The sequence below is a fragment of the Marinicella marina genome (assembly GCF_030065545.1).
GTDB classification, from domain to species: domain Bacteria; phylum Pseudomonadota; class Gammaproteobacteria; order Xanthomonadales; family Marinicellaceae; genus Marinicella; species Marinicella marina.
Map to the genome: position 1 here is coordinate 467,996 of NZ_JASJNC010000001.1, position 16,441 is coordinate 484,436.

Consider the following 16,441-nt stretch of genomic DNA (forward strand, 5'->3'; position numbering starts at 1 on the left):
CGTATTATTATTGTTTTGTGATGGGCAGAGCCCATCCTACTTGGCTGTTCCAGTTGTTGGTATAGCGATGTAAAATATAATGCCTAAAATATTGTGATGGGCATAGCCCATCCTACATGGTTTCTTTTCAACTGAGCTTGGGAACTAGAATATAATAAAAAATGAAATTAGAAAACTGTACAAAAATTTATGACTACCTGCTCGAGCAGGATGGAGCGGGTGTTTCGGCAGCAACGATTGCCAAAGATTTGCAGATGGCGCCGGCAGAGGTCGAGGCCTGTTTGAACACATTGAATACAAGCTTCATCAAGGTCAATGGCACGGACAGCTACACAGTCAACAAGGCAGAGGGTTTTGATCAGGCATCAATGGTCAAAGAGTTTGAGGAGAAATGTGCCACTAAAAACATGTCTTTGTTCTGGTATATGATCTTTTTCACCATTGGCATTTCATTGATAACGGTGTTCACTGCAACCAACAACACGTAAAAAACATCGCGCTGTTAATTCTTTAATCTCGTTCCCAAGCTTCAGCTGCCTTAAGGGCCCTGCTGTTGGTGGTCATGCACAGAGATTTGTAATCGCAGGGGTGATTTGTAGGTAACCGATTTAAAATTGTTTATTTGGCCTTTTACCAATGCTAAATTATTTACTGTGTTATTTAAGAACCCTATGAATTCCCAAGCAGGAGCTTGGGAACTAGGAAAATAATCCTTCTAAAGTTTGGCATATGCAAATTTGAGCATATCACTGTAATTAGATAGCATTGTGATGGGCAGAGCCCATCCTACATGGTTTCTTTTTAACTGAGCTTCAATTCTTTAAAAATCACTTCTCACTTTTCGCGAATCGGGGGTATGATAATTGCCCCATGATTGCGCTGTGTGATGTCAATAATTTCTATGTGTCTTGTGAGCGGGTGTTTAATCCGAGCTTACAAAACCGGCCGGTGATCGTCTTGTCCAACAACGACGGCTGTGCGGTGGCGCGCTCCAATGAAGTGAAAAATTTGGGCGTGAAGATGGGCGCACCGCTGCATCAGATCAAAGACCTCATCAGGCAGCACAACATCGCGGTGTTTTCCTCCAACTACATCCTCTATGGCGATATGTCGCAGCGAGTGGATGACATCATTGGTTTGTACAGTGATCAGGTGGAGAATTACAGCATCGATGAATCGTTCATCCGCTTCAAAGGTTTTGAGCATTTGAACCTGACTAAGCACTGCCAGAAGCTGGTGAAGCAGATTGATCAGTGGTTGGGCTTGCCGGTTTGTGTCGGTTTGGCACCGTCGAAAACATTGGCTAAAATCGCCAATCATTACGCCAAAAGTCTTAAAGTTGACGGTAACGTGCTGGATTTGTCGCATGAGTACCACATCAAACAAGCGCTCGAACACTTACCGGTGGGTGAGATTTGGGGCATTGGGCGTCGCCTGTCACAACACCTCAGTGACATGGGTATCGAGACCGCTTTGCAGTTGCGTGATGCCGATCGCAAAACCCTGCGCAAACGTTTTTCGGTCAATATGGAGCGCACCATCATGGAGCTGCGTGGGGTGGCTTGTATTGAGTTTGATGCCGATCCGGAGAAGAAAAAAGAAATCGTCTGCACCCGTTCTTTTGGTAACAAATCCAGTGACTATCAGGTGCTGCGTGAGGCCATTGCATATCATGTGACCCGTGGCTGTGTGACCTTGCGTGAACAAGACTCGATGGCACAATGTTTAACCGTGGGCATCAAAACCAATCCATTCAGCAAGAACGACCAACAATACACCAACTCCATCACCATCCAGCTGCCACAGCCCAGTGATTACACCGGCCATTTCCTGGCGGCTGCGACCCATGCTTTGAAGCGCATTTTTAAACCGCATTACCAGTACAAAAAAGTCGGTATCATGCTGTCTAACTTGAGTGATAAAGGCAGCGCGCAACAAGACATTTTCAACCCGGTTGCGGTGAGTGAAAAAAACAGCGATTTGATGCGGGCTTTGGATGCGGTGAATGACCGTTTTGGTAAAGGCAAGTTACGCAGCGGCACCGAAGGTTTTACCAAGGAGTGGGTGATGCGCTCAGAGAGAAAATCGAAAGAATTCACCACCAACTGGCGGCATCTGATCAAGGTCTGATCGACCAGTGCATTCACTCAGGCAGTCAGTCAAGCAGGGTTTTGAGGCGCAGCTTGAGGCCGTGATAAAGCAGCCAAGCCAGCAGCACCCCAGTGACATTCATCAACATATCCAGCCACTCAAAATAACGATGTGGCGTCAGTGCCTGCAGCCATTCCAGGCCGATACCGAGCGCAATCAGGCCCGCCGTGATTCGGTACTTGAAAGCGTGGTAAGCATGGTAAAACCAATAAGCCAGAAAACAGTAACTGCTCAGGTGCAGCCATTTGTCGCTGTGAGGGATTTGGGTTTGGGGTTGTGGCAGTTTAATCAGTGATAAAACCACCAGAGCGACTGTCATCAACCAAGCAATCAGTTTAATCCAGTTTTTCTTACTCAGCATGCGAGCCACCCAGTAAATCAGCATACATTGGTTTGAGTTTTTGCCAGCCCAAATCAACCACCGCAGCGGCTAAATTTTGCGGCTTCAACAGCAATGCCAGAATGCTTTGTGCTTGTTGTTTCGGCGTGGCACTGGGGTATAAATTCTCAGGCGGATAATACTCGGGGTAGACCAGGCGATCAGGTGCCACTGGCAGGCAGCCACAAGCCACTGCTTCTAACATGGCGATGCCTTGAAAGTCGTGCTGGGCAGTGGATAACACCACATCGGCGCGCTGTAAAATGGCCAAATATGCATCGCGATCCTCAACATAACCGAGGTTCAGGCATTGGTCGCGGTGGGCATCGATGATGCTTTGCATGGCTGGGGGTGTTTGTTTGAACTGTTGGCCCAAGATATGAAACTTGATCTGCTCATGACCTCGGCACAAGCGCAGCAGTTCGAGTAAGGTTTCTGGCCCTTTGTCGTGCTCCCAGCGGTGATTCCAGATGACTTCAAGGCAGGGCTTTTTGTTGTTGTCGGTTTGTTGTTGAATTGGCCTGGCATCGTCTCTGATGGGGACCGGTAACAGCTGGGCTTTGGCTTTGAGCCGCTGGGGTAAATCAGCCGGCGTGCCATCGGGCATCTTTTTAATGAATGCGCCCACGCCGCTGATGAAGCTGTCGCGGTTGAACTGAGAATTGAATACCAGCACATCGGCCACCATGGCGGCATAGATGCTGCGCAACTGCATTTCAGCCAAACCTTGTTGCTTGTTATTCACCGGATAAGCGAATTGGTTTTCGTGGAAATAAAGCAGTTTTCGCGCCGGGTTCAAATGGGGGTATAAAGCCAACAGGGTACTCAGGTCGGTCATGGAAGTGGCCAACACCACGTCGTAATCAGCTGACAATTCAGTGTCACTTTGTTGTTGAAAACTCATGGCGTTACCGCCCATGCGCCAAGAAAAATAACGGTCTTTCAAGGTCAGCAGCTGCCACTTAAATTGGGGCAGGCCGCTGATCAGCTGCTGGTGCCAGTAGCGGTGTGACTGGGCGTCATAAGCTGATATCAGCAGTATCCGTGGTTTATGCACCTGGTTTTTATGATCGACTTATTGTTTGTTTTTTAAATCTTGTTTGAGGCGATCAACAAATTCCATCACCGCATCCTGTGCCGTCTCGGTGGCGTTCAAACTGGTGTAGCTCAATTGGCTGCCATAGCCGTTACCAATTGAATCACCAGTGGCCAAATCATAGCTATCGATGTCCAACTGGGCATTAACCAATTGTGATTGACGGCCGTAGTATTCCAGGGTTTGTTCGCCGACGTAATTGACATTGGCAATGATCATGGCCTCGCCACCGTAAGCATCGAGTTTAGTTTTGATCGCGGCCAGATCGACACCTTGGGCCATCACTTGTGACAAGCCTGGTACGAACTGCTCATTCAGCACTTTGATGTTATCGCGCTTCAACTCTGCCTCAAGAATTTTTTCAATCGGGTTGGCCACTGCTGGATCACCGAATACCAACACCGCAATGCCTTTGTCTTTTTTCACCACTTTGGGCTTTCTGATCACAGGTTTGGTTTGTTTCTCAACAAATTCATCCAGGTTATTGGTCACAGTTTTGCTGCTGTTATCAACCGCAGCAAGGGTGGCTTGAGTGATGGTGGCTTGTGCTTGCTCAATTTTTTCGTTGTTGATCACAGGCTGTTGTATCACCTGATCGGTGGTTTGTTGTGGTGTTGTTGTTTGATTAGCTGCCAAGGCCTGATCCGAACCAGTGACCTGATTCGAAGATGCCGGAACACTGGCTACCAAATTCTCATTGGCGCTGTTCACAGCAGGGTTGGCAGCAGTTGTATCAGTCATGCGGTCAGCCGCTGTCATGTCGCTGGCTTGTTGAGTGACTGCATCTGTCGAGGCTGAACTGTTATCAGCTGTGGTTGTGGTGGCAGCGCTGTTGTTCTTTTGGTTCATCTCGTTGTTGATGGCGGCCAGCTCTTCAGGTGACTTCAGGTTCACATCGGCCAGCTCCATGTCCTGCTTGCTGTCATCGCTGAGCAAGGTCATGGCCTGTTTGTCGCTGTTATCAAAGGGTGAAGGGATGTAGCCTTCATGCATGCCCACCGCACCCAAGCCAACAGCAACGGCCAGGGCCAATACGCCCCACACGGCTTTGTTGGATTTTTTATGACTTTTAGGTACCACGGTATCAATGGTACTGGCATTCGGCAGGGTCACTTGTTGTGACACACTGGGCGCTTTCTTCTCGGGTTTGACTGAGATGGCCTGGCTAGTGATGTCAGCCAGGCTCAACTCGATCGACGAGGGCCCCAAATGTTTGATCACTTCCTGGCAAGACTGAAAACGCTCTTCGGGATTTTTGGCAATCATCTTTTGTAAGATGTAGCTGGTTTTCTTATCGACTTTTTTGTTGATGGCGCGAATGTCTGGAATATCAGCTTGTACCACTTCCAACATCAAACCCAAAGGACTGTCATTCTCAAACGGCACTTTACCTGCCAACATTTCATAAAACACAATACCCAAAGCAAAAATATCAGAGCGGGCATCGACATCATTGCCAGTACAAACTTCTGGAGATAAATACCCAGGAGTACCGACAAATTCACCGGTGTTGGTCAGTTTGTCGCCATATTCACGGGTTTGGGCGATGCCAAAGTCAACCACTTTAACGGTGCCATCATCGCACAGCATCAAGTTAGCGGGTTTGATGTCGCGGTGCACCAAGTCACGGTCATGCGCAATGGCCAAACCAGCACAGGCTTGGCGCAAAATTTCTTTGGCATGAGAGACGGTCAAAACTTTGTTGCCACGCAGTAGGTCATCCAAAGAAACACCTTCAATGAATTCCATAGCAAAATAGGGTTGGTTGGCTTCCATACCAATGAAATAGACCTGTATCACATTGGGGTGGTTGATGGCTGCCATGCTTTTGGCTTCGCGGGTGAAACGCTCAATCAAGCCCTCATCACCCAGCAGGTGCTCGCCCAATGCTTTGATCGCCACGTGCCTGTTCAGTGAGGGTTCCCACGCTTTATACACCACACCCATGCCACCACGGCCCAATTCTGAGACCACTTCATAGTGACCAAACTTTTTCTTTAATTCTTCAGACATAACCTTTTCCCAACCTGATTTTTCTATATCGAGCATACCATTATAATGACAGCTGTTGAATATCAGCTTAACGCAAAAATCGCTGTTTTGTGAAGTACATCACTTTCAAATGTATATTTTAAGCGGTTTTAGCCACTAAATAGCATCATTCTTAATGGTTTGTTGGTAACTGTTAAGGTAAAATTGCTCGCTTTTTTAAACGATTGAATGTCATGCGGAATGAGTTTTGTGGTCAGGTTACGGAAAAATACCTCGATCAAAAAGTAGAAGTTTGTGGTTGGGTTGGAAACAGACGCGACCATGGTGGGGTGATTTTTATTGATTTACGCGACCACACCGGGTTGGTTCAGGTCGTGGTTGAGCCAGATAATGAAGCGGCTTTTAAGATTGCTGATGGCGCACGCTATGAATATTGTTTGCGCGTGACCGGTACGGTCAGAAATCGCCCAGCTGGACAAAACAACGACAAATTAGCCACTGGCCAAATCGAAGTGGTGGTCGATGATTACCACGTGCTGAACCCGTCCAAGGCTTTGCCCTTCATGTTGGATGAAAATCCGGGTGAAAACATCCGTTTACAGTACCGTTATTTGGATTTGCGTCGCGATAACATGCAACACAACATGCGCCTGCGTTCAAAACTAACCCACGCATTGCGCAGTCACTTGCATGGCAATGATTTCTTGGACATTGAAACACCGATTTTAACCAAAGCCACACCAGAGGGTGCTCGTGACTTTTTGGTGCCCTCACGCATGAACCAAGGTCAATTTTATGCCATGCCACAATCACCGCAGCTATTCAAACAGTTGTTGATGATGTCAGGGATGGACCGCTACTACCAAATTGCGCGCTGTTTCCGCGATGAAGATTTACGTGCCGATCGTCAACCTGAGTTCACTCAATTAGACATCGAGATGGCTTTTGTGGAGCAAGAAGATGTGCTGAACATGGCAGAAACCTTAATCCGTGATACCTTCAAAACAGTCATGGATGTTGAGTTGGCCAGCCCGTTCCCGCGCATGACGTATGCCGAGGCCATGCGTCGCTATGGTTCTGATAAACCTGATTTACGCATTGATCTGGAATTGGTCGATGTCGCTGATGCGGTCAAAGATTCAGAATTCAAAGTGTTCTCAGCACCTGCCAATGACCCCAAAGGTCGAGTGGCGGTGTTGAAAGTGCCTCAAGGCGGTGCTAATTTCACCCGCAAGCAAATTGATGAATACGAACCTTACGCGCGTCGTTTTGGTGCCCGCGGTTTGGCTTGGATCAAAGTCAATGACAAAGCAGCCGGCAAGGACGGCTTACAATCTCCCATTGTTAAGTTCCTCAGTGACGATGCCTTGGCGGGTATTTTGTCATCAACCGCAGCAGAAGACGGTGATTTGTTGTTCTTTGGTGCCGGTAAATACAACGAAGTGACTCAATTCATGGGTGCTTTGCGTTTGAAAGTCGGTCAAGACATTGGTCGCGTTAAGGACGAATGGGCGCCGCTGTGGGTGGTTGACTTCCCCATGTTCGAATACAACGACGATGAAGACCGCTGGGATGCCTTGCATCACCCGTTCACTGCACCCACAGGTTCGGTAGAAGAATTACAAGCAAACCCCGGTGAGGCTTTGTCAAAAGGTTATGACATGGTGCTCAATGGCGTCGAGCTGGGTGGCGGTTCAATCCGTATCCACGATCAAAAAATGCAATCAGCTGTGTTGGAATTATTGGGCATCAGCGAGCAGCAAGCAGAAGATAAATTCGGTTTCCTACTGGAAGCGCTGCAATACGGTTGTCCACCACACGGTGGTATCGCTTTTGGGGTTGATCGCATGGCCACTTTGATGTGTGATGAAGAGTCGATTCGTGAAGTGATTGCTTTCCCGAAAACATCTTCAGGCCATTGTCCATTGACTCAAGCACCTTCCAACATTGATGCAGAGCAATTGGCTGAAGCCCACATTCAGGTCATAGAGCCAGAAGACGAAGATGAATAACAACTGATGAGTACCACAGCAGATACTGCTGTTGTTTTGGTCCACGGCTTGTTCATGAAGCGGTGGACCTGGTCATCTTATCGCCGCAGGCTCGAGGGCAGCGGCTTCAAAACCTATACCTTTGCTTATAAAACCACGCGTCAGTCGATTGATTTGAGTGCGTTACAGTTGGCCGCTTTTGTCAATTCCAGACCTGAGACAACGGTGCATTTGGTGGTGCACTCGATGGGTGGGATCTTAACCATGCGGGCACTGCCTAAAATCAACAAACCGGGTAAACTGTTGATGTTGGGTTCGCCCATCAAAGGTTCTCGTGTGGCTCATAAACTCAAGCGCATGGGCTGGCACAACGGCATATTAAAACATGCCACTGAACCACTGACCAGCGGTGTGGTGGCACCCACCGTGTTCAGAACCACCATGATGATTGCTGGCACCTCACCTTATGGCATGGGCCGGGTGATTGAAAAGAAACTCGGGCCCAGTGACGGTACCGTGGCCATTGATGAAACCCAAGCTGACTGGCTGGATTACCACGAAGAAATTGATGCCAACCATTTTGGATTGTTGAATAACAAATCAGCCATCGAAAAGACCATAGCGTTTTTCAAACAGGACTGAACCATCCGCAATTAACCATAATTCACATTTTCATCAGAACATGATTTGTTAGAATATGGTTTTTTTATTAAGTCAAGGAACCTGATATGAACCAAGCAGCTGAACAAAACGAAGCCGTGGCGCAAGAGGGCGCGGCCACTGAACCAAGCTTAATTGAACAAATTCAAAATAAAATCACCGAGTATATATCTGACCCTGCGTTATTGATAGACATTGCCCAGTCTTTGATTTTGGCGCTGTTGATTTTTTGGGTGGGTAAGCGCATCGCGCGGTTTGTCAGTAACATGATTGGAAAAGGCCTGACTCGATCGGGCAATGAAGTCATTTTAGTGAACTTTATCCAGAACATCGTTTATTACGTGTTGTTGGTGGTGGTGATTGTCATGGCATTGGGACAATTGGGTGTACAGACCACTTCATTGATTGCGGTCATGGGTGCCGCTGGCCTGGCTGTCGGCTTGGCTTTGAAAGATTCGTTGTCTAATTTGGCCTCAGGAGTGATGTTGGTATTGACCAGACCATTCAAACGCGGTGATTTTGTTGAAGTGGCAGGGACACAAGGTAAAGTTACCGAGATTAAATTATTCAGTACCATCATGCACTCAACAGATAACAAAGAGATGATCATTCCAAACGGTCAAATCACTGCTGATGTCATCACCAATTACACCACAGAAGCCACCCGCCGGATTGATTTGGTGATTGGGGTCTCATATGACGATGACATCCACAAAGCGAAACAAATACTGATGGATACCATCAGTGGCCATGAGTTGGTGCTGAGTGATCCGAAACCCAATGTGATGTTGAAAGATTTGGGTGCATCAAGCGTTGATTTTGCGGTCAGGCCTTGGGTCAAGACCGATGATTATTGGACTGTTTACGGTGACTTGATGGAACAGATCAAGACCAACATTGAAGCAGCTGGCTTGAGTTTCCCATACCCGCAACAAGATGTGCACATGCACCAGGTTAATCAAGATTGATTTAATTCAATGAATTAACTGTAACAAGGGCTGAATAAAAATTCGGCCCTTTTATTTTCTGGCCAACGCCACCAAACGCTCCGCACCCAGATCATAATCATCTTGCGACAATGAACCAAAAATGCGTACATCAGTGAAGCCTGCTTGTTGCAGCATTTGTGACAGTTCGTTAGCAGAATAGACAAAGTGTTCATAAGCCCAGCGGTGGGCCTGGTTGTCACGAACCAGAATCCACTCATTGGAATAAACAGACATGTTTTCAATCAGCAAAGGACGTTCAAAACGTATGTCACCGTTGTCATATTCGGTGCAATGAACCGGTTCAATGGCATGCGCTGCTTGTTCTTTACCAAAGGTATCAATAACCAAGCTGCCACCCTGATTCAACCACTGATAGGCGTTCTCCAGTACCCGCTGGTTTTCTGTCGGGGTGGGGTAGTAGCCAAATGAAGTGAATAAGTTGGTGATCAGGTCAAACTTCTGTTGCGGTTGATAGTTCAATAAGTCGCTGTGAACTAAATTGGCGCTGAGCTTTTGTTGTTCTATATGATTGGCTGCTTGGTTCAATAGGAAACCACTTAAGTCAACGCCAGTGACTGCCAAGTGTTTTCGCGCGAAACCCAAAACATGTCTGCCTGGACCACAAGCCAAATCGAGCACGGTTTTCACTGGATGGTCTACCAGTTCCAGTATTTGTTGGCACTGTTGATTGGCTACATCGAAACTTTCTTGATCAAACATACAATCATAAAAGATGGCCCACATTTCGTTGTCGTCGTACCAAGGCATGTTTTTCTCAGCGCAAAAAAAAAGACACTTTAAATCAAAAGTGTCTTTTAATGAAGTTATTAATTGATTTAGATAATGAGCTTATCTTTCATCAACGGTGGTCGCATCGGCAGCATTTTTAGCCACTGAAGCCATACCGTTTTTACAGCCACTGTCAGTTTTGTACATTTGAGACCGTCCAATTTCTTGGCCATTATTGGCTTTCAATACAAAGTAAGTGCGCCCGTCTTTGGCTTCTCTGCATTCGAACTTAGACTCATCTCCTGCATTGGCTTTGACTGATTCAATGCCGTTTTCACAACCCGAGGCTGAACTGTAGCCTTGAGACTGAAGGATGACTTCGCCATTGCCTGCTTTTAATACAAAATAATCTTTACCGTCTTTACCCTTTGTTATACAAAATTTTCCTGCCATGATTATAAACTCTCAAATGGGGTGATCCTCACACGGGCGTTTTCGCTTGCCACTGATCACATTACAAATAATAACATCCATAGAGGACATTTACCTTTATCCATATTAAAATAGAGGATTCATAATGTAAAACACATATTACGAAATTTTACAATTGACTTGAGAAAAATTTGACACAAAGATTCTTTATTGTGCTGTTTGGCACGCTCATCAACTTCGCACCCCTCATCGCCCAGGCTGACTTGAGCAGCTGTCCTGCTGTTGATGTGAAAATTAATGCGGTACAAAAACATTGTATAGAGCAAACCAGCACGCCCGGAAAAATTGGTTTGTTGGCCAAGCGTTCGGCCGTCATTGAGCCAGGTGAGTTTTTGTTGGACGGTGACATTTGCATCATCCAAGATGAATTGCGGATGATGACACCCAAGCTGATTTACCATCAGGCTGAGGGTGAATTCGATAGTGAGGGTGGCGTGATGCTACAAAACGGTGCGCAAAGAATCAGTGCGGCACAAGCCAAATTCTTCTCGGAAGACATGAGCGCCCAACTGGAACAAGTTGATTTCTTTTTGCGAGACTCAGACATGAACGGCCAAGCCAGTAACATGTTCTTGCAAAAAAACCGTTCAAAACTCGATAACCTGACTTTTTCAACCTGCTCACCTGAACAGCGTGACTGGGAAATCATCGCCCAATCTGCTCAGTTGGATCATGAGAAAGGCGTAGGCACTTTCAAGCACGTCAGCCTGCGCTTTAAGGATGTACCCATTTTCTACGTACCTTGGGCCAAACTACCGTTGAATGATGATCGACGCAGTGGCTTATTGATGCCGCAAATTTCCTATTCTGATAATACTGGTTTGGATTTGGCGTTGCCTTATTACCTCAACATCGCGCCACAGGTGGATGCCACTTTGACACCCCGGTTTTTACAACAACACGGTTTGATGTTGGGTGCTGAGTTACGCTACCTGAGCCCGCGATCGAATGGCATTTTTTCGGGAACCTATCTGCCAGATGATGATCGCAGAAACCGTGACCGCGGATTGATTGAATACAACCACCGCACCCGTTTTGCGCAGGGTTGGTCATTCAACAGTGATTTAAACCATGTCACAGACTCACAGTACTATGAAGATTTTGCCTCCAGCTCATTTCTGACGGCCACACCTTATTTGCGCAGTGCCATCAATGTTCGAGGCAACGGTTTGAATTGGCGCTTTTTTGCTGGCATCAATGACTACCAAGTATTGAGCCAAAACATCACAGCTGCCAATGAACCTTATCAGACCTTTCCTGAAATCGCTTTTGACTGGTTCGAATATGATTACCGCCGCCAGTTGAACTACGGTATCAGCACTGAACTAATCAACTTCTATCGTGAGGATTCGGTCGGTGCATGGCGCAGTGACATCACGCCTTGGGTTGAAAAACAATGGTCCAACGCATGGGGTTTCATCAAACCCAAACTGCAGTACCGCAGCACCTACTACCAGTTTGATGATGAACGAGAAGACCTCAGCAGGAATTTGCCGATTGCTTCATTGGACATGGGCATGACCTTTGAAAAAAGCAGTACCGACGGTTATAAAACCATTGAGCCTCGGTTGTTTTATGTGTATGCCCCCGATCGTGATCAAAGTGACATTCCAATTTTTGATTCACGTGAATTAACTTTTGGATCATCGCTGCTGTTTCAGACCAACCGTTTTTCTGGTGGCGATAGACAATCAGACATGAACCAAGTGGCTGCCGCTTTGACCCATCGCAGCTTTACTGCCACGGGTCGTGAACAATGGAACCTCACAGTCGGTCAGATCAAGTATTTTGATGACCAAAGCGTGCAAATCAACAATCAGCCTGAAGATTTAACGAAATCTCCATTAGTGGTTGAATACAATCACTTCCTGAGTAAATATTGGAATGCTGGGTTGAGTATTCATTATGACCAAGTCAACTCGGAAATGGAGCGGGGCATGTTTCGGGTCCAGAGAATAACCCCCAAACAGCAAGTTTTTAATTTTGCCTACCGCTTCAGACGCAATCAATTGGAACAGTTTGACACTTCATTTGTCTTACCTATCAAGGACCAACACCGCATCATTGCCAGGTGGAACTACTCAACCAAATTTGATAAAACCATTGAGGCGGTCTTTGGTTACGAAAGAAAAAGTTGTTGTTGGGCATTTCGCCTGTTGGGTAGGCACTATTTGACTGATGAAAATGGTCAATCAAACAACGGCATATACGCAGAAATACAACTCAACGGCTTGGGTTCAGTTGGCAGGAACCCAAGGCGCATATTGAAACAAACCATAGCAGGATATAACGAGGCTTTTTAACATGAGAAACACCTTAATCATTTTATTTTTAACTACAACTTTCGTGGCCACTGGCCAGGAATTATTAGACGAAATCGTCGCGGTTGTTGATGATAATGTCATCATGCGATCTGAACTGGATCGTGCCACTGAATCAATCAAAAAACAAATCGAAGCCAGTGGTAACCAAACACCACCTGCTGAAATTCTGAATTCGCAAGTCTTAGAACGATTGATTATCCAAGAAATTCAAATCGCTCGTGCCGAACAGGCAGGTATCAGAATACCTGACAATGAAATTGATGCGGCTTTGGCCAACATTGCTGCGCAAAATGGTCTGACCTTGGAACAGATGCAACAAGCGGTTGAGAGTGATGGTTTCAGTTTTGCTGATTTTCGTCGTGACATGAAACGTGACATGCAAGCTGAGCGGGTTAGATACGCCTATGCCAACTCCACAGTCAAAATCAGCGACCATGAAATAGACTTGTTCTTGGCTGATAATGAATTGGATCAGGGCGAAGTTGAAATTCAACACATTCTGATAGCTACCAGCAGTGATAACGATGCATCAGCCACTGAAGCGGCGCAAACGGAGGCCAATGAGTTGTATGAAAAGATTCAATCAGGTGAAAATTTTGCCGCATTGGCCACACAGTTTTCTGATGGCCAAAAAGCCCTGGAAGGTGGTCGCTTGGGTTGGCGCCCAGTTAACCAGCTGCCACCCTTGTTTGCTGATCAAGTGACCTTGATGTCACCTGGCGAAGTAACGCGACCCATCCGCTCTCCCAGTGGGTTTCATATCTTGAAATTGTTGGATAAAAAAAGCGAAACCATCAAAACAGTCGATCAATACAACATGCTTCACATCATGATTGAAACAGACGAAGTTGTTTCAGCCCGCGATGGCATGGAGATTGCCAATGGTTTACATGAAAAGATCATGGCAGGCGAAGATTTTTCAAAATTGGCTGAAGAACATTCAGACGATCATTCATCGGCACCATTGGGTGGTGATATGGGTTGGTTTGAAATCAATAAATTTGGTCCTCGCATGGCAGATGTCATAGCCGGCCTTGAAGTCAACGAAGTGTCGAACCCCTTCCAAACTGATGTCGGATGGCACATCATCAAGTTTCTGGGTAAAAAAGAAGCGGACGTAACCACTGAATTCAGGCGGGAACAAGCGAGTAACGCCATCAGACAACGCAAAGTTGAAGAAGAAATCGAATCATGGATCAGACAGATCCGTGGTGAAGCATTTGTTGATATCAGACTTTGATGGCAGTTAAAGCCTAGTCTCATGATAGCTATTACTCTGGGAGAGCCAGCTGGGATAGGGGTGGAATTGGTGGCTCAACTGGCAGCCAAAAATGAACTCAAAGGTTGTGTTTTGATCGGTGATGAAAACTTCATCTGCCAAAACATACCAGAAGCATCGGCACTGACCATCAGGCACATACCTTTGGCCGCCAAGGCAAAGGCAGGACAGCTTAATGCGCTTAATTCAGCTTATGTGTTAGAAACCATCAAAACAGCCACTTTAGGCTGTCTCAGTGGTGAGTATGATGCGATGGTGACAGCGCCTATCCACAAAGGCATCATCAATGATGCGGGTATACCGTTTTCGGGACACACTGAATACCTGGCAGAATTAACCCATACCCCACAAGTGGTGATGATGCTGTTGAATTCAGTGATGCGGGTCGCGCTGGTGACCACGCACATCCCGTTAAAGGACGTTTCAAAACAGGTCACTGCTGAGCAAATAAAATCAGTTACGCACATTTTGTACCAAGACTTAAAACATAAGTTTGGTATTCAACAGCCCAGTATTGCTGTGTGTGGTTTGAATCCACACGCCGGTGAAGGTGGCCATATTGGTCAAGAAGAGCTAGAAACCATTATTCCAGCTTTGGATGACTTGAGAATGGCGGGGCTGTATATTCATGGCCCGATTCCAGCAGACACCTTGTTCACGCCGAATAAAGTCAAAAACTATGATGCCATTTTGGCGATGTACCACGATCAGGGTTTGGCACCATTGAAGTATGCGGGTTTTGGTGAATCGGTGAACATCACCTTGGGCTTGCCCATCATTCGTACCAGTGTGGATCACGGTACGGCTTTGGACATTGTTGGTCAAGGCAAAGCCGACGCGGGCAGTCTGCGTGCGGCACTTCAATTGGCTAAGGATTGTGTGCAAAGGACGGTTTTATGAAAGCCAAAAAATCACTGGGACAAAACTTCCTCCAAGATGAAGGCGTCATTCACAACATCGTCAAAATCATCAACCCACAAGCCGATGACCGGCTGATAGAGATTGGTCCAGGTCATGGCGCCATCACTGAACACCTACAGGCCAGTGGTGCAGAATTGCAGCTGATTGAGCTGGACACTGACTTGATCCCCATTTTAAGTGAGCGTTTTGCTGCATCAAGCAACGTCACTTTACACCATTTGGATGCTTTGAAATTACAGCTCAAAAATGGACCTTATAAAGTGGTTGGTAACCTGCCATACAACATATCATCACCATTACTGATCAGCATGTTGTACCAAGCCAGCCAAATTGAACAAATGGTGTTTATGCTGCAAAAAGAGGTGGTACAACGCATTTGTGCACCACCAGGTGAAAAGTTATTTGGTCGTTTATCGGTGATGTTGCAGCACCGCTTTGAATGTTTGGGACATTTAAGCATTCCGCCGGAAGCGTTTAATCCACAACCCAAAGTGGACTCACAAATCATTCAACTGATCACCAAGCAAAACCCAACACAAGTGCCGTTGCCGGAACTGGAAGCATTGGTCAAACAGTCTTTCGCCATGCGCCGCAAAACCATCCGCAACAACTTAAAAGGCATGATCAGTGTCGAACAAATTGAGCAAGTGGGTATTGACCCAAGTCAGCGCCCAGAGACCATCAGTGTGGCTCAGTTCGAACAATTAACCTTGCAGTACATTGAAAGCAAAAAATAAAACATGCTAATCAAACAGTTTGTTGATATACCCAGTTGTTTCATCACGGCCACCGATACCGATGCTGGTAAAACTTACATTTCTTGTCAAATCCTCAAAGCGTGGAAAAACCAAGGATTAACTGTGGGTGCTTTCAAACCAATTGCATCCGGTGCCATCTGGCAAGGTGGTCAGCTGGTCAGTGAAGATGCGCTTGAATTGGCCAAAGTGACGGGACAAACATTGAGTGAAATCAACCCTTATACATTTGAACATCCCGCATCACCACACATTGCGGATGTCGATGGCCAGTTTAATATGTCTGAATGCCTGGATTTATTTCAGCAATTAAACAACAAATACGACCGTGTATTGGTGGAGGGTGTCGGCGGTTGGTGTGTGCCATTGAGTGAGAATCTGATGCTGAAAGACTTGGCCATTGCTGTGCAATTACCAGTGGTGATGGTGGCCAGAATTGGTTTGGGTTGTATCAACCACAGCCTACTGACCATCGAGAAAATCAAACAAGACAGTGATTTGTATCACGGTTGGATTGCCAATGTCATTGAAGCCGAATTCACAGATATTGATAGCAACATACAAGCCATTGTTGACAGGAGTTAGGCCAGCGTCATGAAAACATCATCTGAATTAAACACAAGCACAACATAAGACACCTAAACTTCTCCGGATTAATTGCTCCTTACTATTAATCCTATGAG

General features: G+C 46.4%; 15 protein-coding genes. 10 read left to right on the plus strand and 5 right to left on the minus strand.

Features of this window, described 5'->3' with window-relative positions; genetic code table 11:
- Positions 1-161: 161 nt before the first annotated feature.
- On the plus strand, positions 162-488 hold the full coding sequence (locus tag QNI24_RS02120; RefSeq protein WP_267175767.1) for a hypothetical protein: 327 nt from the start codon (positions 162-164) through the stop codon (positions 486-488).
- A 382-nt stretch (positions 489-870) separates the two neighbouring features.
- Complete coding sequence (locus QNI24_RS02125) at positions 871-2,130, plus strand: Y-family DNA polymerase (RefSeq protein WP_267175768.1); 1,260 nt, start codon at positions 871-873, stop codon at positions 2,128-2,130.
- A 25-nt stretch (positions 2,131-2,155) separates the two neighbouring features.
- Here QNI24_RS02125 and QNI24_RS02130 read toward each other — a convergent pair whose 3' ends face one another.
- From QNI24_RS02130 to QNI24_RS02140, 3 genes are read right to left on the minus strand one after another with little or no spacing between them, the layout of a single operon-like run.
- Positions 2,156-2,512 (minus strand): VanZ family protein, encoded by a 357-nt coding sequence (locus QNI24_RS02130; protein WP_267175769.1) that lies wholly within the window; start codon positions 2,510-2,512, stop codon positions 2,156-2,158.
- On the minus strand, positions 2,502-3,587 hold the full coding sequence (locus QNI24_RS02135; protein WP_267175770.1) for a tRNA-queuosine alpha-mannosyltransferase domain-containing protein: 1,086 nt from the start codon (positions 3,585-3,587) through the stop codon (positions 2,502-2,504). The genes QNI24_RS02130 and QNI24_RS02135 overlap by 11 nt, the downstream gene beginning before the upstream one ends.
- A gap of 18 nt (positions 3,588-3,605) precedes the next feature.
- Complete coding sequence (locus QNI24_RS02140) at positions 3,606-5,639, minus strand: serine/threonine-protein kinase (protein ID WP_267175771.1); 2,034 nt, start codon at positions 5,637-5,639, stop codon at positions 3,606-3,608.
- A gap of 212 nt (positions 5,640-5,851) precedes the next feature.
- Between QNI24_RS02140 and aspS the strand changes: the two genes are divergently transcribed.
- From aspS to QNI24_RS02155, 3 genes are all read left to right on the plus strand, one after another.
- On the plus strand, positions 5,852-7,630 hold the full coding sequence (aspS, locus tag QNI24_RS02145) for an aspartate--tRNA ligase (RefSeq protein WP_267175772.1): 1,779 nt from the start codon (positions 5,852-5,854) through the stop codon (positions 7,628-7,630).
- A 6-nt stretch (positions 7,631-7,636) separates the two neighbouring features.
- Positions 7,637-8,251: an esterase/lipase family protein gene (locus QNI24_RS02150; protein ID WP_267175773.1), complete on the plus strand. Its 615-nt coding sequence runs from the start codon at positions 7,637-7,639 to the stop codon at positions 8,249-8,251.
- A gap of 86 nt (positions 8,252-8,337) precedes the next feature.
- Positions 8,338-9,237, plus strand: coding sequence for a mechanosensitive ion channel family protein (locus tag QNI24_RS02155; protein WP_267175774.1), 900 nt, complete (start codon positions 8,338-8,340; stop codon positions 9,235-9,237).
- 51 nt (positions 9,238-9,288) lie between these two features.
- Here the strand turns inward: QNI24_RS02155 and QNI24_RS02160 are convergent, their stop codons facing one another.
- Positions 9,289-10,026, minus strand: a complete 738-nt coding sequence (locus tag QNI24_RS02160) for a class I SAM-dependent methyltransferase (RefSeq protein WP_267175775.1) — start codon at positions 10,024-10,026, stop codon at positions 9,289-9,291.
- 81 nt (positions 10,027-10,107) lie between these two features.
- Positions 10,108-10,440 (minus strand): YegP family protein, encoded by a 333-nt coding sequence (locus QNI24_RS02165; RefSeq protein WP_267175776.1) that lies wholly within the window; start codon positions 10,438-10,440, stop codon positions 10,108-10,110.
- 170 nt (positions 10,441-10,610) lie between these two features.
- Here QNI24_RS02165 and QNI24_RS02170 point away from each other — a divergent pair, with 170 nt between their 5' ends.
- The 5 genes from QNI24_RS02170 to bioD are packed head-to-tail and all read left to right on the plus strand — an operon-like array spanning position 10,611 to position 16,343.
- A complete protein-coding gene (locus QNI24_RS02170; RefSeq protein ID WP_267175777.1) occupies positions 10,611-12,782 on the plus strand; it encodes an LPS-assembly protein LptD in 2,172 nt (723 codons plus the stop codon).
- A gap of 1 nt (position 12,783) precedes the next feature.
- Positions 12,784-14,043: a peptidylprolyl isomerase gene (locus tag QNI24_RS02175; RefSeq protein ID WP_267175778.1), complete on the plus strand. Its 1,260-nt coding sequence runs from the start codon at positions 12,784-12,786 to the stop codon at positions 14,041-14,043.
- A gap of 21 nt (positions 14,044-14,064) precedes the next feature.
- Entirely contained in the window at positions 14,065-14,982 is a 918-nt protein-coding gene (gene pdxA, locus QNI24_RS02180; protein WP_267175779.1) for a 4-hydroxythreonine-4-phosphate dehydrogenase PdxA, read from the plus strand.
- Positions 14,979-15,740 carry a 16S rRNA (adenine(1518)-N(6)/adenine(1519)-N(6))-dimethyltransferase RsmA gene (gene rsmA, locus QNI24_RS02185; protein WP_267175780.1) on the plus strand — a complete coding sequence of 254 codons (762 nt, stop codon included), beginning with the start codon at positions 14,979-14,981 and terminating at the stop codon, positions 15,738-15,740. The genes pdxA and rsmA overlap by 4 nt, the downstream gene beginning before the upstream one ends.
- 3 nt (positions 15,741-15,743) lie before the next feature.
- Positions 15,744-16,343, plus strand: coding sequence for a dethiobiotin synthase (gene bioD, locus QNI24_RS02190; RefSeq protein WP_267175781.1), 600 nt, complete (start codon positions 15,744-15,746; stop codon positions 16,341-16,343).
- Positions 16,344-16,441: the final 98 nt, after the last annotated feature.